This is a genomic window from Vibrio ponticus, assembly GCF_009938225.1.
In the GTDB taxonomy this organism is placed as follows: domain Bacteria; phylum Pseudomonadota; class Gammaproteobacteria; order Enterobacterales; family Vibrionaceae; genus Vibrio; species Vibrio ponticus.
In genome coordinates this window covers 3,128,956-3,147,929 of sequence record NZ_AP019657.1, presented here as the reverse complement: position 1 = coordinate 3,147,929, position 18,974 = coordinate 3,128,956, and the positions used below count along the sequence as shown (strand labels likewise).

Annotated in this window: 14 protein-coding genes and 1 pseudogene; 2 read left to right on the top strand and 13 right to left on the bottom strand. The window is 46.2% G+C overall.

All coding sequences use genetic code 11. The features are described from left to right. Positions 1–23: 23 nt before the first annotated feature. Genes GZN30_RS14200 through pilM form a run of 5 tightly spaced genes read right to left on the bottom strand, consistent with a single transcriptional unit; the run spans position 24 to position 4,482 of the window. Positions 24–1,715 carry a type IV pilus secretin PilQ gene (locus GZN30_RS14200; RefSeq protein ID WP_075651892.1) on the bottom strand — a complete coding sequence of 564 codons (1,692 nt, stop codon included), beginning with the start codon at positions 1,713–1,715 and terminating at the stop codon, positions 24–26. 14 nt (positions 1,716–1,729) lie between these two features. Next, entirely contained in the window at positions 1,730–2,299 is a 570-nt protein-coding gene (locus GZN30_RS14195; RefSeq protein ID WP_075651864.1) for a pilus assembly protein PilP, read from the bottom strand. 6 nt (positions 2,300–2,305) lie between these two features. Further along, positions 2,306–2,917, bottom strand: coding sequence for a type IV pilus inner membrane component PilO (locus GZN30_RS14190; protein ID WP_075651862.1), 612 nt, complete (start codon positions 2,915–2,917; stop codon positions 2,306–2,308). Further along, positions 2,904–3,506 (bottom strand): PilN domain-containing protein, encoded by a 603-nt coding sequence (locus tag GZN30_RS14185; RefSeq protein WP_139312273.1) that lies wholly within the window; start codon positions 3,504–3,506, stop codon positions 2,904–2,906. The genes GZN30_RS14190 and GZN30_RS14185 overlap by 14 nt, the downstream gene beginning before the upstream one ends. Next, positions 3,496–4,482 carry a type IV pilus assembly protein PilM gene (gene pilM / locus GZN30_RS14180; protein WP_075651858.1) on the bottom strand — a complete coding sequence of 329 codons (987 nt, stop codon included), beginning with the start codon at positions 4,480–4,482 and terminating at the stop codon, positions 3,496–3,498. Before pilM ends, GZN30_RS14185 begins: the two co-directional genes overlap by 11 nt. Positions 4,483–4,627: 145 nt before the next feature. Here pilM and GZN30_RS14175 point away from each other — a divergent pair, with 145 nt between their 5' ends. Beyond that, on the top strand, positions 4,628–7,186 hold the full coding sequence (locus GZN30_RS14175; protein ID WP_075651856.1) for a penicillin-binding protein 1A: 2,559 nt from the start codon (positions 4,628–4,630) through the stop codon (positions 7,184–7,186). A 74-nt stretch (positions 7,187–7,260) separates the two neighbouring features. On the opposite strand, the gene oxyR is transcribed toward GZN30_RS14175, so the two are convergent. Next, positions 7,261–8,148 (bottom strand): DNA-binding transcriptional regulator OxyR, encoded by an 888-nt coding sequence (oxyR, locus tag GZN30_RS14170; RefSeq protein ID WP_075651854.1) that lies wholly within the window; start codon positions 8,146–8,148, stop codon positions 7,261–7,263. 192 nt (positions 8,149–8,340) lie between these two features. Between oxyR and GZN30_RS14165 the strand changes: the two genes are divergently transcribed. After that, on the top strand, positions 8,341–9,069 hold the full coding sequence (locus GZN30_RS14165) for a glutathione peroxidase (RefSeq protein ID WP_075651852.1): 729 nt from the start codon (positions 8,341–8,343) through the stop codon (positions 9,067–9,069). 61 nt (positions 9,070–9,130) lie between these two features. Here the strand turns inward: GZN30_RS14165 and GZN30_RS14160 are convergent, their stop codons facing one another. The 7 genes and pseudogenes from GZN30_RS14160 to argC all read right to left on the bottom strand — a co-directional run bounded on the left by GZN30_RS14160 (position 9,131) and on the right by argC (position 18,847). Continuing rightward, on the bottom strand, positions 9,131–9,391 hold the full coding sequence (locus tag GZN30_RS14160) for a DUF3624 domain-containing protein (RefSeq protein ID WP_075651890.1): 261 nt from the start codon (positions 9,389–9,391) through the stop codon (positions 9,131–9,133). Between the two features lie 1,439 nt (positions 9,392–10,830). Further along, positions 10,831–12,399, bottom strand: a complete 1,569-nt coding sequence (gene ahpF / locus GZN30_RS14155; RefSeq protein ID WP_075652226.1) for an alkyl hydroperoxide reductase subunit F — start codon at positions 12,397–12,399, stop codon at positions 10,831–10,833. Between the two features lie 330 nt (positions 12,400–12,729). Beyond that, complete coding sequence (gene ahpC, locus GZN30_RS14150; protein ID WP_075652225.1) at positions 12,730–13,287, bottom strand: alkyl hydroperoxide reductase subunit C; 558 nt, start codon at positions 13,285–13,287, stop codon at positions 12,730–12,732. A gap of 922 nt (positions 13,288–14,209) precedes the next feature. After that, a pseudogene (argH, locus tag GZN30_RS14145) lies at positions 14,210–15,577 on the bottom strand (argininosuccinate lyase); the annotation flags it as partial. A 119-nt stretch (positions 15,578–15,696) separates the two neighbouring features. Next, complete coding sequence (locus GZN30_RS14140) at positions 15,697–16,914, bottom strand: argininosuccinate synthase (RefSeq protein ID WP_075652223.1); 1,218 nt, start codon at positions 16,912–16,914, stop codon at positions 15,697–15,699. An 87-nt stretch (positions 16,915–17,001) separates the two neighbouring features. After that, positions 17,002–17,793 (bottom strand): acetylglutamate kinase, encoded by a 792-nt coding sequence (argB, locus tag GZN30_RS14135; RefSeq protein WP_075652222.1) that lies wholly within the window; start codon positions 17,791–17,793, stop codon positions 17,002–17,004. A gap of 52 nt (positions 17,794–17,845) precedes the next feature. Further along, positions 17,846–18,847: an N-acetyl-gamma-glutamyl-phosphate reductase gene (gene argC / locus GZN30_RS14130; RefSeq protein WP_075652221.1), complete on the bottom strand. Its 1,002-nt coding sequence runs from the start codon at positions 18,845–18,847 to the stop codon at positions 17,846–17,848. Positions 18,848–18,974: the final 127 nt, after the last annotated feature.

Genomic DNA, 18,974 nt, shown 5'->3' with positions numbered 1-18,974 from the left:
CCTAATGCAAATTTATTTTCTATTTAATGCACAACTACTTTTGGCGTAACGAAAATAAGTAGCTCACTTTTACCCAATTGTTGGTAGCTACGCCGAAACAAAGCGCCAAGCAGCGGCAAGTCACCGAGCAGTGGTACTTTATCCACTGTATCAGTCACACTGCGCTGATAAATACCGCCCAATACTATGGTTTCGCCATTTTCTACTAACACTTGCGTGCCAATACGTTGAGTGTTGATTGAGACCGCTTCTCCGGTACCCGTTTTCAACACCTCACCCGGTCTATCTTGAGTGACATTTAAATCTAAAATTAATCGATTATCAGGGGTAATTTGCGGCGTTACTTTAAGGCTTAATACCGCCTTTTTAAAGGATACTGATGTTGCACCACTCGATGCAGCTTCCAAATATGGAATTTCTGTCCCCTGCTCAATATAAGCAGGTTGCTTATTAGTCGTGATAAGACGTGGGCTGGAAATCACTTCCGCCTTCGACTCACGCTGCAATGCCGACAGTTCCAAATCGAGTAAAGTACTGCTACCTAGTTTAGCTACTTGAAAAGCGATGGTCGAAGAATTCGCTGCCGCAGCGGCTAAATTTACATTGAGCAACTCACTAATATCAACGTCAGGAAGCAAGCTACCATTAGCGTCAAGGAGTTGAGATTGATTGCGCTGGTCAAAGTTACCCTCTAAAGAGGCGCCTAGTCTACCATCATTGGAGTTGACACTCCAACGTACACCTAACTCATCGAGATTTCCTTCACTGATGGTGACAATCCGCGCCTCGATCTGCACCTGTTTAATTGGCACATCCAAAGCGGCAATAATCTCTCGCACAGCATCAATATTAGTCGAAAAATCACGAATCAAGAGGGAATTGGTACGTTCGTCGACCCGCACCGTTCCGCGCTCTGAAAGCATACCCGTGACGCCTTCTCCCCCGACTAGCTCTGCAATATCACTTGCATTGGCAAAGTTAACTTTAATGATTTGCGATTGAAACCCAACGCGCTCACTCTCTAAACGCGCCTGTTCAAGACGAATCTGCTCCCTTTGTTCAATCTCCGCCAAGGGCGCCACAATCACGACATTACCGTCAACATGTTTAGCCAGCCCTTTCACTTGTAAAATCACATCGAGTATTTGCGTCCACGGCACTTCATCTAACCGCAAACTGATATTACCGCTCACCGAGTCTGCCATGACTAAGTTAAAGCCATTGTATTGCGCGATAAGTTGCAACACGTTACGCACCGGCACGTCTTGAAAGTTAATCGACATATTCTTTGCGGGTAAGCTTAACTCTTCGCCTTTATTTGGCTCAACAGACTGCACTATCACTTCCAGCAAATGATCATTGAGTTGATAGTGATAGCGAAACGCTCCCTCAATTTGTGCGGTTAACTCAATATCATCACCATGCTGAAACAGCTCAAGCATCTGCACGCTACTGGCAAAATCAGCGACATCAAAGCGCTTAAGTTGCTCAGCATCAATCGCCGTATCAAAGACTTTAATTGATAAACCTTGAGCCGTTTTTTCGATATCCAATGCAATATGCGGCTCACTCAACTCAAGCATAATTTTACTGTTGCGCTGCTTATTAAGTTGAAAATCAATCCCTTCTAAGCGGTTAGACGTCACTTGCGCTAAGCTTGTTGTCGTGTGCATCAATGTAACCATCATCAGTGCAGCAAATAACCTAAAACGCATCGGCGAACCATTCATCATTGTCCCACTCCTTGTTTCCCTTCTCGCGGCTCATTAGCAACCACTATTGCTTGCGAAGAGAGTGATACGTTTGCCGCGACTGAAGATGGCAGAACGCATTGCGGCTCCCCGGTGTCAAACTGAGCCACTTGCATCCCTTGCGAGCTAATCTCAGTGATCACTCCAACATATGTACCGCTATCGAACGTCTGCCCCACTTCTCGCCCAATTAATTGACCATCAGCTAACGCCACCAATGCGATAGGTTGATTCTCTTTCAACACAACCCCTTTTAATGAATGCTCACCCACTTTGATCGCAATAGGGGCTGACCGAGCATTGGGTCTACAATGATCTTTTTGCTCATTGACCTGCACTACCACATCATTAGGGAGCGAAAACGGTGAGCCCTGCGCTTGGTAACTCAAGGGCGTAATCGCTAATACGGGCAGAGAAAACTCCGCCTTATCAATAGGCTGAGCTTTACCGTTCGCAATAAACGCCGCTAAATCGGATTGCTCTGCTCGACACCCCAGCAAGCTAACCAACAACGTCGCAGTTACAGTCATTTGTCTAGATAACGTCATCACCTATCACCTTGTTGTGCCACTTAGTTGGTCAGCCGAGCTGGATTCACTGCTCGCTTGATAAAGCTGCGCTCGTAGCGTGACTTTAACCAGCTGTGTCGTCACACCACTGCGACCAAACGCCATCTCGCTAATATGGATAAGTTGCGGAAGCGTCGCGATTTGTTGAATAAACCGAGCAATATCGTGATAGCTCCCAGCCAGCTCGATATTCAATGGCAGCAAATAGTAGCTTGCCTGCTGGTGTCGCTGTCCCCAATCAATGTGGTGCAACGACAAATGGTGGTGTTTCGCTAGCTGATTGATCGCCTGTAAAATCTGGGAAGATTGATGCGGCTGAACTAATTGCTGAAAAGATTGCTTTTCTAGCCGCTTAAGTTGGCTGATATGTTGAGTCAGGGCAGGCAGCAATGAGAGCTTTTGGGTCTGGTTAACAATACTCGCCTTTAAAGTCATTTCTTGCTGACGTAACTGCTTGAGCGTGAGCAATTTCCCGTCCAGATACCACAAGTAGCCAATTGCTTGGAGTGCTATCAATAATGCCAAGCAACACAGCAGACGAACCATCATCGGAGCTTGTGCTAAGTAAGCGAAATCTATCTGACTATCGATTCTCATCAGCACGCTCCTCTCTTTTTTCGCCCTTTTTATTCTTCTCTGGACGTAGAGGCAAACGAAAAGAGAGATGAAAAGTTTGGCTCAAATCACTGCTCGCCTGCTGACTGTGCTGAATAGAGTGCATCACCACCTGAGTGATCGATTGGCTCGTTTCAAAGCTTTCGAGCAGGTGAGTCAGTTGCTCGGTCGAGTGAGCAACTCCCTTTATGGTCACCAGCTGCGCTTTTAGCGTCATACTCTCGAGATACACCCCTTGGGGAATTAAGCTGGCTAATAACTGCATCAGTAATGTGGGTTGATTGCGCTGCCACTGTAAGTCGCTCAATTGCTGCAACTGCTGTTGTAATGCCTGTTGCTGCAAAGTGCGTTGCGCCAACTCCGTTTGCTGATGATTCAGTTTAGCCAGATGAGTGTTTAAATAATCCAACCGTTGCTGCTGGATCTGCTGTTGTGACTCGATATAACTCCCTGCACCTAAAAGCAGTAGATAAGCAATGACAATCGACACAACCAACATCGAGATAAAGCGCCGCTGTTGGTGCTTAAGCTGTTGCTCACGCCAAGGCAATAGATTGATTCTATGCAGCACCACTCCCCCTCAGCCAATCCAAGCCTAATAATGCAATGCCTAAAGCCGCGCTATAGCTAGGACCATCTTGAGCGGCGCTATCATCAACCAATTCGAGCGGATTGAGTAACTGACATTCAAGCCCCAAGCGACGCTTTAGCCTTAGTTGTAGGGCTTGAGCAATAAATGGCACATTTGCCCCGCCACCGGTTAACCAAACTCCGCGTATCGATGCTTGCTCCTCACTGCCAAGCAACTGCCATTGCCGCTCTATTTGCGCCACCAGCTCATTGGCAAACTCCTCCACCGCATCACCCCAAAGCTCACTCTGGGGTTGCTTCGTTATTGAACGAGTGCCGACCACCAGTTCTTTGCACCATGGAGAGCCGGTAATGAAGTCGCGAACTAGCAGTGCGTTGGTCTGCCCCAGCTCAAGTAACATCCAATCGTAACGCGCTTGGTTTTGCGCCGCTTGCTGCCATAAGCGAACCAGTCCATGACTGTGAGCATCACAAAACAAAGGTTTAAATCCGGCTAGTTGAAAAGCATGACAGCGACTATCAACAATCGCTTTTTTCGTCGCATAAACTTGGACTGATTGCTGGTCTGACTCAGAGGATAGCGAAGCTAAATCACAATGATCGAGATAGAGTTCAGTCACATCAAAGGGAGATTGATGAGAAAATCCCTCAATAATGGCATACTCTTTCTCTTGTACAGACAAGGCTTTATCTATCTGTATTAGTTTAGAAATCACTGAATTATCAGGTACCGAGATTGCGACTGTTTGACTAAAAATAGGCAAAGCCTTCCTTAGTTCTTTTAGTTTATTTACAATTTCCTGATGATTTAACTGATGATTATCGGAGAAAATATCATCTCTTATAATCAACTCTCGGCATGCTGAGAGTGTAAGTGTGCCTTTAACTGGTTTGATAACAACGGCTTTAATGCTGTAATGACCAATATCAACGCCAGTGATTAATGAATTAATCATATCGCTGTGCTCCAGGCATCGGTTGCAAATATTGCGTAAACAGCATTGTTGCCGACAAAAAGCACAAAATTAACGCAAGCTAAATTGTTAGCTAAGGTTACAAGGCATCTTGCCTTGAGTACCTCAATCAATCAGGAAATATCCGGTGAAGTTCATAAAGCGATTGCTCATTTTCATTGTGGTTTGCATGATACTTGGAGTAGGAACCATTTTTGGCTTCTATCTCTATGTCAAACCAGAACTACCAGACGTAGCGACTTTACGGGACGTTAAACTTCAAACGCCTATGCAGGTGTACAGCCAAGACGGCAAACTGATTTCTCAGTTTGGTGAAAAGCGCCGTATTCCTGTGAAGTATGACGAAATCCCACCGCATCTAGTTGAAGCCTTAATCGCGACCGAAGACAGCCGCTTCTACGACCACTATGGTATCGACCCTATTGGTATTACTCGTGCAGCCATCGTTGTGGCACTGTCGGGTTCTGCAAAACAGGGTGCGAGTACCATTACGCAGCAGCTTGCGCGTAACTTCTTCCTTTCAAACGAGAAGAAGATCATGCGTAAGATTAAAGAGATCTTCATTGCTATCCATATTGAACAACTTCTTAGCAAGCAAGAGATCATGGAGCTGTACGTTAACAAGATCTTCCTCGGTCATCGTTCGTACGGTTTTGGTGCTGCTGCACGCGTTTACTTTGGTAAAGATCTTAACCAGTTAACTCTGAGCGAAATTGCCACCTTAGCGGGTATGCCAAAAGCGCCATCCACTATGAACCCAATCTACTCGATTGAGCGCGCGACCAACCGTCGTAACGTAGTGCTAATGCGTATGTTGGATGAAAAATACATCACGCAGCAAGAGTACGACCAAGCCCGTGCTGAAACGATCGTTTCACGCTACCACGGTGCAGAGATTGAGTTAAGTGCACCCTACGTAGCTGAACTTGCGCGTGCGTGGATGGTTGAACGCTACGGTGAAGATGCTTACACCTCAGGTATGAACGTTTACACCACGGTTAACTCGAAACTGCAAGACGCAGCGAACGATGCCGCTATCAATAACCTGCTTGCTTACGATGAGCGTCATGGCTACCGCGGTGCTGAAAAAGTACTGTGGAAACCGAATGCAACGCCAATGTCTGCTGAGCAAATTGAAAAAACGCTTCGCAACGTACCAAGCTATGGTGAACTGACACCAGCGGTAGTGACTGCTGTGGCAGCAAAATCAGCAACCGTCACCATTAAAAATGTGGGTGAAGCAAAACTGGATTGGGATGGCATTAAGTGGGCGCGTCAATTCCGCACCGATGAACGCCAAGGTCCTGCTCCGAAGAAAGCAAGCGATGTTCTCGAAGTGGGTGAGCAAATTTGGGTACGCCAAATTGCCAATCAACAAGAGGAAGGTGACGTAGTTTATCACTGGCAACTAAGCCAAGTGCCAAATGCCAACACCGCCTTTGTCGCAATGAACCCTGAAAATGGTGCGGTGCTATCACTGGTGGGTGGCTTTAACTTTGTACATAACAAGTTTAACCGCGCCACTATGTCGGTACGCCAAGTGGGCTCAAGTATTAAGCCATTTATCTACTCAGCAGCAATCGATAAAGGTTTATCGCTAGCAACACTGATTAACGATGCGCCAATCAACCAGTGGGATCAAAGCCAAGGCACTGCATGGCGCCCGAAGAACTCACCACCAACTTATGTGGGTCCTACTCGTCTGCGTATCGGTCTTGCCCAATCGAAGAACGTAATGGCAGTGCGTGTACTGCGTGAAGTCGGCTTGGATGACACACGTAACTACCTCACTCGCTTTGGTTTTGCGATTGAAGATGTGCCGCGCTCAGAAACTATCGCGCTTGGTGCAGGCAGCTTAACACCGATGAAGATGGCACAAGGCTACTCAGTATTTGCCAACGGTGGTTACTATGTTGAGCCTTACTACATCGAAAAAGTGACCGGTCCATACGGTGATATGGAGTTTGAAGCAACGCCAAAAACCATTTGTCAGCAAAACTGCCCTGCGGCACAAATTGCACCGGTCGCTCAAGCTGACCAACCAGAAAATGAGTTTAACGAGCAAGATATCCCAACGGGTAACGAAGCTGAAGAAACCACAAAAGTTGAGTCACCTTATGCTCCGCAAGTGATCTCTGAGCAAACCGCATTCCTTGTACGTGAGATGATGTACAGCAACATCTGGGGTGGTGGTAGTTGGCGTGATGGCACAGGCTGGAACGGTACTGGCTGGCGAGCACAAAAACTGAAACGTCGTGATATTGGTGGTAAAACCGGTACGACCAACGATTCAAAAGATACTTGGTATAACGGTTACGGTCCTGGTGTCGTTGCGATTGCTTGGGTTGGCTTTGATGATCACAGCCGCACTCTAGGTCGCACAACACAAAACGCGAACCTAGGCAAAGGTCAAATCACTGGCGCTGAGTCTGGGGCGAAAACTGCTGAACCGGCTTGGATCGACTTTATGCATACTGCGCTATCCATCAACGCTGAGCAAGATAAGAAAATCCCGCAAGGTATCGTGCGTATTCGCATCGACCGTGACTCAGGTCTACTGACCAATAAAGTCGATGGTACATCGATGTTTGAATACTTCCGTGAAGGTCATGAGCCTAAGGAATATGTGTCAGAAGAGCTCACCGACACAATCTACTCAAGTGACGAAGGCGAAGAGCTGTTCTAGATACCTTCTTAAGTCATAAACGCAAAGAGGTTGGCAATGCCAACCTCTTTTTTATTCCAATCAAACAGTGTGAATTAAGCTTCAAGCTGCTGCTTAATCGTCTCTGCCAATTGCTCAAAGCGCGCTCTAAATGGTGACCCCGGACGATAAGCTACAACAATGCTGCGCGTCGGTTCAGGGTTGACGGCACGCACGTAGCAGACCCCATCTTTGATCTTCTCTTTTGGCAGCGCCAGTTTTGGTAGCAAGGTGATCCCTGCTCCTGCTGCGACCATGTTACGTAGAGTCTCTAAACTGGTTGCTTTAAAACGCTCATCATCTTTAGCACCAGCAGCAAAGCAAAAACCTAACGCGTGGTCGCGTAAACAATGCCCATCACCCAACGCTAAAACCGTGCGTCCATTAAGCTCTAACATGTCGATTTCATCCAGCGATGCCCATTCATGCTCGCAAGGCACGGCTACACTTAATGGCTCACTGTAAACTTCAATCTCTTTAAACTGCGCCGTTTCTTCTACCGCCGCTAACACCAAACAATCCAGCTTGCCGTCTTCAAGTTGATGAACAAGTTGCTGAGTTTGTGCCTCATGCAGATAAAGCTCAAGCTCAGGAAACTGCTCTTTCAGCTTAGGGACAATGCGCGGCAGAATGTAAGGACCAACCGTCGGGATAAAACCAATGTGCATCGGTCCTGTCATCGCGCCACTTTGATCACTTGCCATATCGCGGAACAGCTTCACCTCACTGAGGATTTTTTTCGCCTGTTCCACCAGTTGTAAACCCGCATCGGTAAACAACACGCGACGACTACTGCGCTCCAGCAGCGCGGTACCTAGCTCATCTTCCAGCTTACGAATCTGCCCACTCAAGGTAGGCTGACTAACAAAGCAGGCTTCCGCCGCTTTACGAAAATGATTGTGCTCAGCCAAGGCGACTAAGTATTCGAAATCACGAATATTCATAAACCATCCTTTACTAATAGGATCAAACTATCAAAATCATAACACCAAACGTTTATGACTATCAAAGCCATAGCGCCAAACGATTAGAGCTATCAATAAAAATTTTTATAATAACTGCAAAGAAAAAAGATTGAGTCCACCCAACTCTCAGATATATTACCAACGAACAATATCGTTAATAAGGATTTAACCATGTTTACATCAAAAGAAGGTCAAGCTGTACCACAAGTTACTTTTCCAACTCGCCAAGGTGATGCTTGGGTTAACGTAACGACTGACGATCTATTCAAAGACAAGACCGTTATCGTATTCAGCTTACCTGGTGCATTTACTCCGACTTGTTCATCAAGCCACCTACCTCGTTACAACGAGCTATTCTCTGTATTCAAAGAGCACGGCGTTGATGACATTCTATGTGTTTCTGTAAATGACACTTTCGTAATGAACGCATGGAAAGCAGACCAAGAAGCAGAAAACATCACGTTCATCCCAGATGGTAACGGTGATTTTACTGACGGCATGGGTATGCTGGTTGAGAAAAACGATCTAGGCTTCGGCAAACGTTCATGGCGTTACAGCATGCTAGTGAAAAACGGCGTGGTTGAGAAAATGTTCGTTGAAGAAAACGTACCAGGCGACCCGTTCAAAGTCTCTGATGCAGACACTATGCTGAACTACATTGCGCCAGAGCACAAAGAGCAAGCGTCAATCACAGTATTCAGCAAACCTGGTTGCCCATTCTGCATGAAAGCAAAACAGAACCTAATCGACAAAGGTCTGAACTACGAAGAGCTTGTACTAGGTAAAGACGCAACCACAGTGAGCCTACGTGCAATCACGGGGCGCACGACTGTTCCTCAAGTATTTATCGGTGGTAAACACATCGGTGGCAGCGAAGAGCTAGAAGCTTACCTAGGCTAATCCCCTAGCCGATTTAAGCTAAATAAATAGAAAGCTAAATAGAAAGGCGATGGCTAACTGGCTATCGCCTTTTTTCATTTCTGCTTCGAGAGCGAAGTGGAATAACCACCCAGCGCATCCAAAGGTGCAATGCTAATAACCCAGTAAAACCAACAATCGCAGTAATCAACGCGATAGATTCAATGCTCTTAGGCGTATCACGAAACATCAGCCACCAGATCGCCATACTCAGTAGCGATAATCCGCTCAGCTGATACACGCAGCGCATGCAGCGTCCAATCTTGCGCCAAAACCAGTTCTGTTGGCAGGTATTACAACTCATGTTTATCACTGACAAGGAAGAGTGAACCACATTGTAGTCCCTTCCTTTATCCGTTGGTAATAGCAAAGCACGATATGGGGAGTCGATCAAAAATGAAAAGTAAGCTTCGCCAGATAACAGTAGCACGTCATTGGTGTACCTTGTTGCTTCAAAAATAATCAAAATAAAATCCCAGTTTACTAGGGATTAATCTCGATATATTGAGGAGAAGTAAAGTGAGTACTGAATTAAAAACTGCATTAGTAATGGGTTCGAGTTGGTTTGTGATTGGTTTTAGTGCCATCGTGTTGGTAAGCCTGCACGCAATGCACTAATTCTTCCTGCCTATTTGGTGCTGAACTTGAGAGCCTAATCCCCCATCGTTCCAACACCGTCATCCCTGCGCAGGCAGGGATCTATCTTTTAATATCACCAACATATGAACCAATTAAAAGCGAGATTCCCCTCTTCAGGGGAATGACAAAATAAAAGCATAAACGCTTCGTAAGATCTTATCTAAAACTCAACGCACTCACAGCACTCAAACTTGCCCACTTCACTAGGTAAAAGTTCAGGACGAACTTTTAGGTTTTCGGTGTCGGGAACGCCTAAAACCGACCGGACAGCACACTCGAAACTAAAGCGCCTTTCTGATGACTCTTTGGCGCAGCAAAGAGTTATTGGACCGCTAGCACGGAGTCTAAGAAAGCGATGAGCTAATAGCGGGACATACCCTTCCCCTTCCTATTTGGCGCTACAGCGTCGTTAACCTGCATTCGAAAATCTCATCACATAGCTCACTATGCTCAGAGACTTTTCTCATTTGATTGCCTAGCTATAACACCAACTAGTTTGGAGAAAGACTTTCATATTGATGCTGAGCTTGAAAGCCTAATCCCCTATCGTTCCAACACCGCAATACCCACGCTCCAATACCGCCATAGCCACACCCCAATACCGTCATCCCTGCGAAGGCAGGGATCTAGCTTTTAATATCCCCAGCATATGGACCAATTAAAAGCGAGATTCCCCTCTTCAGGGGGAATGACAAAATAAAAGCATAAACGCTCCGTAAGATCTCATCTAAAACTCAACGCGCTCACACCACTCAAACTCACCCACTTCACTAGGTAAAAGTTCAGGACGAACTTTTAGGTTTTCGGTGTCGGGAACGCCTAAAACCGACCGGACAGCACACTCGAAACTAAAGCGCCTTTCTGATGACTCTTTGGCGCAGCAAAGAGTTATTGGACCGCTAACACAGAGTTAAGGAATACGACAAGCTAATAAGCGGGACATACCCTTCCCCCTTACTACAAACAAAAAAAGCCAGCAGTGGGATGCTGCTGGCAAAGTCTTGGGCTTCTAGTTTTGCTTCTTTCTTGCTGTGTAATTAACTGTTACGTCTTTTCTTGTCGCGTCACTTCTTATCAAGCAGATGACGCTCAAAAAATTAGCGCTTAACCTTGTTTACGGATTAGGTAATCAAATGCACCTAAACTTGCTTTTGCACCTTCACCCATCGCAATGATGATCTGTTTATAAGGTACTGTCGTTGCATCACCCGCTGCGAATACACCTTCTAGGCTGGTTTCACCTCGGCTACCAACTTCAATCTCACCACGCTCAGAGAGTGCCACTTCTGAATCTTTTAGCCATTCTGTGTTTGGTACTAGACCGATTTGAACAAAGATACCTGACAGTTCAATCTGTTTGATCTCATCTGTGTTGCGGTCTTTGTACTTCAAGCTCGTTACACGAGTACCGTCACCTACGACTTCTGTGGTTTGTGCCATGGTGATGATGTCGATGTTTGGTAGTGAGTTCGCTTTGTCGATAAGCACTTGGTCGGCGCGAAGTACATCGGCGAATTCAAGAACCGTTACGTGTTCAACAATACCTGCTAGGTCAATAGCGGCTTCAATACCTGAGTTACCACCACCGATAACCGCAGTTTTCTTGCCTTTGAACAGTGGACCGTCACAGTGTGGGCAGTACGCGACACCTTTGTTGCGGTACTCTTGCTCACCCGGGACGTTCATTTCACGCCAACGAGCACCTGGGCTTAGGATGACACTCTTACTCTTCAGCGTTGCACCACTTTCAAGTTGGATGTGAATCAAACCATCTTCTGTGTGTGCCGCGCCCATTAGTTTCTCAGCTTGTTGCTCAGTCACGACGTCTACGTCGTATTCTTTTAGATGTTCTGCCAGGTCAGTCGCCAGTTTTGGACCTTCAGTACGTTTTACCGAAATGAAGTTCTCGATTGCCATAGTATCCATAACCTGACCACCAAAACGCTTAGCAACCACACCCGTGCGAATACCTTTACGAGCGGCGTATAGAGCGGCTGCGCTACCACCAGGACCACCACCGACAACCAATACATCGTATGGGTCTTTTTCGCTCAGTGCTTTCGCCGCTTTCTCACTTGCACCGTCATCCACTTTGTTAAGGATTTCAGTCAGAGACATACGACCTTGACCAAATAGCTCACCGTTCACGAATACGCTTGGTACTGCCATGATGTCGCGCTGTTTCACTTCATCTTGGAATAAACCACCATCGATCATGGTTGCTTTCACTTTCGGGTTGATCGCTGCCATCATGTTGAACGCTTGAACCACGTCTGGGCAGTTTTGACATGACAGTGAAATAAAGATTTCTACGTCTAACTCTTTGTCTAGAGCTGCGATTTGCTCAATTACTTCCGGTTCTAGTTTGATTGGGTGACCGCCAGAATGTAGCAGTGCCAATACTAGAGAGGTAAATTCGTGCCCCATTGGCAAGCCTGCAAAACGTAGTGCGGTGCCTTTCGCTGGGTTGGTCACTGCCATCACTGGTTTACGTGCGCTTGCGTTGTCGTCACGTTCAACGGTGATGAGATCGCTCATTTCTGCGATTTGATTTGCTAGTGACAAGATATCATTCGATGCTTTGCTTTCATCTAGACTAACCACTAAACGAACTTCTTGTTTTACATTAGCCAGATATTGTTTGAGTTGTTGTTGGATCGCTTGGTCTAACATAGTGTTACTGCCTTCATTAAAGAGTTACCTATCAAAACAAGTATTTGTTCATTCTTGCTGGTTAAAATCGTTGATAACTGCGTTATAGATTTTGTAGTTAGATTGACTAGCTATCAAAAGTCTATGCCTTGTTCTGAACGATTTTCCCTGCGCAATTTCTGGACACCTACTTATTCAGAAAGGTAATAAAAGTGGTTACTGTAGATAAAATCTTGGGGTAGAGAGCAAATCAGGCAGATGGTCGTCAAGGTATCTAACCTGAAGTGCTCTCTGTTTGGTTCTAGTCAGTAAAAGGAGAATTAAACTGACTAGGTCCTAAATTTGTGTGGCTTAGATTTTGCCAACTAGGTCTAGAGATGGTGCTAGCGTCTCTTCGCCTTCTTTCCATTTAGCAGGACAAACTTCGCCTGGGTGTGCTGCTACGTATTGAGCTGCTTTTACTTTGCGTAGTAGGTCTTCTGCGTCACGACCGATACCTTCAGCAGTGATTTCCATTGCTTGGATAGTACCTTGTGGGTCGATTAGGAACGTTGCACGGTCTGCAAGACCTTGACCTTCACGCATCACACCGAAGTTGTTGGTGATGTTGCCTGTTTGGTCGCCAAGCATGTAGTACTGAATCTTGCCGATTGTGTCTGAGCTGTCGTGCCATGCTTTATGAGTGAAGTGTGTGTCAGTTGATACTGAGTAAACTTCTACGCCACGTTTTTGTAGCTCTTCGTAGTGGTCAGCAAGGTCGCCAAGTTCAGTTGGACATACAAACGTAAAGTCTGCTGGGTAGAAGAAGAACACCGCCCATTTACCTAGAACATCTTGCTCTGTTACTTCAACGAATTCGCCGTTTTTGTATGCTGTAGCTGAGAATGGTTTGATTTGAGTGTTAATCATAATTTACTTTCCTTTGAATGTTTTAAGCTGAGCTGTTGTTGCTTTCGGAAAGTATATTCGCATCACAGTGAGTTTAAGGAAAATCGCTTGTAACTATCCTATTGATAGTCATTTCCTATTAATGGTTATTTCACTTAATAGGGAGTATCGATGTCAGTGACGTGATATTTGAGTTTTGATTAGATCGATGTGTTTTATGTCCCGCATATCCATTTGGTGAACCCATTGAGATTTTCGTCTGCGGTCCAATAACTCTTTGCTGCGCCAAAGAGTCATCAGAAAGGCGCTTTAGTTTCGAGGGCGCTGTCCGGTCGGTTTTAGGTGTTCCCGACACCGAAAACCTTAAAATTCTTCCTGAATTTTTACCTCATATGCAGCGAATCTTTAATTGATTAAAAACGCTTCTAGATCTTTGCACTGATACTAAATACTTCCTCAAACTAATTAGATTCACAGTTAGGCGAGTAAATGAGAAAAGCCTCTGAGCATAGTGAACTATGTGATGAGGTTTTCGAATGCAACTCAACAACGCTGTGGGCTTAATTAGGCAGAGGAAGCTAGGCAAGCAAATGAGAAAAGTCCCTGAACATAGTGAACTATGTGATGAGATTTTCGAGTGCGGGTTAACGACGCTGTAGCGCCAAATAGGACGGGGAAAAGAAAAAAGCCCTGAAATCAATAGAAGATTTCAGGGCTCTCTTAGATTCATCTAAGAAAAAGCAGTGGTACAGTTATAGACCGAGCCTTTTCCAGATGGTTCAATTTTTTATCGATCTTTTTTGATCTTTTTATCTATCCACTAAAAATCAATATCTTAGATAGAGGGTTGCTGTACCTATTCAAACCAATTGGTGCTGCAGGTAGGCGACCAAAGAGCAAAGCCACTGCAGCGACCATTGGGAGGAATGATGAATCGCTACTTTAAACGCGCTTCGGCTTGCTCAACAGCAAACGCCACTTGCTCTGGCGCAACGCCGCCTAGGGCATTACGTTTAGCCAAACAAGATTCAATCGTTAGAATCGCGTACACGTCTTCTTCAATCACTGGCGAGAAAGCTTTGAGCTCTTCTAGTGACAATTCTTCTAGCGCACTGCCCTTTTCAATTGCGCCGACCACGGCAACGCCGACGATATGGTGCGCTTCACGGAAAGGAATCCCTTTCGCCACTAGGTAGTCAGCCAACTCGGTCGCGTTGGCATAACCTTGCTGCGCCGCTTCTAGCGTACGTTCACCGTTAACTTTGATACCATCAAAACAGAGCGCCGCCATTTCAATACAATCGAACCAAGTATCGAGTGCATCAAATAGCCCTTCTTTGTCTTCCTGCATATCTTTGTTGTATGCCAATGGCAGTGCTTTGACTGTCATCATCATGCCGGCTAAAGAGCCATAAACACGCCCGGTTTTACCACGGATAAGCTCTAGGGCATCCGGATTTTTCTTTTGCGGCATCAACGATGAACCGGATGTAACGGTATCGGCTAATTCAATAAAGTTGGCTTCACCTGAGTTATAGAAAATCATGTCTTCAGCTAGACGAGATAGGTGCAGCATTGAAATCGACGCAACCGACATCAGCTCCATCACATGGTCACGATCCGAAACCGAATCTAGCGAGTTACGAGTTGCACGGGCAAAACCAAGGTTTTGTGCAATCAGCTCTCGATCCATCGCATAGGCAGTACCTGCTAGTGCGCCAGAGCCAAGCGGACAAGTATTCAGACGCGCGACTGCATCTTTTAAACGGGAATGGTCACGTTCAAACATTTCAACGTAAGCAAGACACCAGTGAGCAAATGTCACCGGCTGCGCACGTTGCAGGTGAGTATAACCAGGTAGAACCGTGGTTTGATGCGCCTTAGCTACATTGACCATCTGCAATTGCAGATCTTCAAGCGCTTTTAATAGCACTTCACCTTGCTCACGGCACCACAGTTTGAGGTCGGTCGCCACTTGGTCGTTACGCGAACGCCCCGTGTGCAGTTTTTTACCCAAATCACCCACTTTGGCGATCAGTTGCTGTTCAACCCAAGAGTGAATGTCTTCCGCATCCGAAGCTAAGATCTGCTTGGGATTCTCTTCGACACTCACTTTCAGCTCATTCAAAGCCTGCTCAAGTTGCTGCTGCTCTTGCTCGCTCAACACGCCGACTGTGACTAGTGCTTTTGACCACGCAACCGAGCCGACAATGTCTTGCACTGCTAAGCGATAATCAAAACGAAGCGAATCATTAAAGTCTTTAAAACGTGTATCTGCTGCTTGGGTAAATCTACCGCCCCATAGTGCCATTGCATCTCTCCTGATAATCAAAGGATCCAGCCAAAGCTGAACCCTTTTAAGTCGGTCACATCGCCCAGACTCCGCTGAGCTTATTGGTCCTGGCAAGCTTTAACCTGCCAGTTTATTTATTACTTTTTCTTTGCTGCGTTTAGCGCTCTGATTCTGCTTGATAGCGAGTACAGGCGGATAAAGCCACCAGCATGGCTTTGGTCATACACTTCATCAGCACCAAAGGTTGCAAACTCTTCGCTGTACAAGCTGTTGTCTGAACGCTTCTGCGTAACCGTTGCTTGACCTTTGTAAAGCTTGATCACTACTTCACCATTCACATCTTGTGCAAGCTCATCTGCTGCCGCAAGCACTGACTTACATAGTGGCGTAAACCAACGACCATCGTATACAAGTTGAGCAGCTTTCACACCTAATTCTTCACGGAATTCGAACGACGTCTTGTCCAATACCAATTGCTCTACTGCACGTAGTGCTTCCATGATGATGGTGCCCCCTGGAGTTTCGTAACAGCCACGAGACTTCATACCGACAAGACGGTTTTCAACGATATCGATACGACCTACACCGTGCTTAGCACCTTTATCGTTTAGGTAAACCAGTGCGTTGTATGGGTTCATTGCTTCACCATCAACTTCAACCACTTCGCCTTTCGCCACTTTCAGCGTGACGTATTCCGCTTCATTTGGCGCTTGCTCAGGATCAACCGTCCAAGCCCAGCAATCTTCGTTTGGCGCATTCCAAGTATCTTCTAGAACACCACCTTCGGTTGATAGGTGCCATGCGTTCGCATCACGTGAGTAGATTTTGGTGATTGAAGCTGAACAAGGAATATTGCGCGCTTCTAGGTAATCCAAACACTCTTCACGGCTCACCAAGTCCCATTCACGCCATGGCGCAATCACTTTTAGATCCGGAGCAAGAGCGGCAAACGCACCTTCGAAACGTACTTGGTCGTTACCTTTACCCGTACAACCGTGACACAATGCGTCAGCGCCAACTTTACGTGCCACTTCTACTTGCGCTTTAGCAATGATTGGACGCGCCATTGAAGTACCCAGTAGGTATTTACCTTCGTAACATGCACCAGTTTTCAGCGTAGGGTTGATGTACTCAGCGACCATCTCTTCTTTTAGGTCAACCACGTAACACTCTGATGCACCAGAAGCGATAGCTTTTTCTTCAATGCCTTCAAGCTCGTAGTAGCCTTGACCAACATCAGCCACAAACGCCACGACTTCACAATCGTAGTTCTCTTTTAACCACGGGATAATTACTGAGGTATCGAGACCACCAGAGTAAGCTACTACTACTTTGTTTACGTTTACTTTGCTCATTTTCATTCTCCGAGCCTAAGCGTATGACGGCTTAGGTACTAATCCTTGTTATGACTCTCTATACAGATTTTGTCTGCGTTAGAAAATTTACTGCGGCAGAAATTGTGTGCCGATACTCTCACCCGCGAAAAGCTGGGCTAATTTTTCTGGGTAGCGCCAAGTAGCCACTTCAATAGGACGACCAAGGTCATTTGCCGCTTCCAGCGCCGCTTTAACCTTAACAATCATGCCATCAGTGATCACTTGACCATCAATCAGTTGGTTGGCTTTTTGCTCATCTAAACTCTTGATCAAATTACCTTTGCCGTCCAATACACCGCTCACATCTGAGAGCAAAACCAGCTCTGCATCAAGAGCGCCAGCGACCGCAACGGCAGCTTGGTCAGCATTAACATTCATCATTTGACCATCGTCGGTTAGACCAATTGAGCTGATAATTGGCAGTGCGCCCGTCGCTAATACCGCTTGCAGCACCGCTGGGTTACCCGGCGCCGCTTTACCGACTGCACCAAGCTCAGGATCAAGCTCTTCAACCTGACACAAACCGCCATCCGCTAGGCTAAATCCGACTGCATTCAAACCATCTTTGATTGCTTGACCTTGCAGTTGCTTATTGGCAGTGCCCGCTAGCGCACCGGCAATTAAACCAATTTGCTCGTAAGGGGTAACACGTAGACCCTGTTTTTTCACCGTCGGCAACTGTAGCTGTTTCATCAGGTCATCCACTAGGTAACCACCACCATGCACAATCACAATTGGTCGCAGCGCCTGAACTTGGTAGTTCGCAATGGCGCCAAATACTTGGCTAAGCGTGTCGGTACATGACAGGGCTGCTCCGCCGAGTTTGATCACTAATGGATTTTGTTTGCTCTCTGTCATAACTGCTCCTTGGTATGACTGACCTTGATAAGACTGACCTAGATATAATGAGTTAAATCAGTGCCGTGATTTCAGGGTATCCGTAGTGGATGTTCAAACATTGCATCGCTTGACTCGATGCACCTTTTAATAAGTTGTCGATCACCGCACATACAATGATGTGCTCGCCTTGTACTTTCCAACCGATATCGCAGAACGGGGTGAACTGAACGTTTTGCAGCTTTGGCATGCCATCGACTAGGCGCACCAAAGGTTTGTCTTGGTACGCATTAGCAAATACTTGTGCGACTTGCTCTGGGTTTACACCCGCAGAAAGTTTCATGGTGATAGTGGCAAGAATGCCACGTTTGAAGTCCGCTAAGTGCGGGGTAAAAATCACATCACAACCTAAATGAGTGGCGATTTCTGGCTGATGACGATGAGCAAACACGCCGTAAGGTTGCAAGCTCACTTCACACAAACTGTTGGTTAGTGTTGCCTTACGACCCGCGCCCGACGCACCGCTAGTTGCGTTAATCACTGGCCACTGATTGGTATCGATTAAGCCCGCTTGCAGCAAAGGTTTGATTGCCAATTGTGAAGCAGTTGGGTAACAACCCGGCACCGCCACCAGTTGGCTTTGTTTGATTTCTTCGCTCGCCCACTCAGCAAGACCGTAAGCGGCGTTATCTAGCCATTGTTCGTGTTGATGCTCAAAACCATAAAACTCTGGGTAGAAGCCGCCCTTTTTAACTCGGAAGGCACCCGACAAGTCAAACACTTGGCAACCATGCGCTAACAGCGTTGGCGCTAAATCATGGCTCACTTCATGCGCAGTAGCGAGAAAGACTACGTCTGCATTTTTCGCTACCGCTTCAACATCTACCAGCGGTTGAACTTGGTCATCAACCAAACCGGCTAACTTACCGTGCAAAGCAGAGATTGGCGTACCTGCATCTGCGCTGTTGGCGGAAACGTATAAACCTGATAGCGTAAGCTCTGGGTGTTTGTGCACCATCAGTGCAAGTTCTGCTCCGGTATAGCCAGTGGCACCAATGATGGTCGTTTTTAGCATTTTAAGACATCCGTATCGTTATTCAGCGTCACTCAATGTGACTAAAAAACTATTTAAAGTGTTTTTTAATGATTTTTTATTCATTAAAAATGATTTAATATGTGTTTTACCTTCTTAGTTAGCGTCT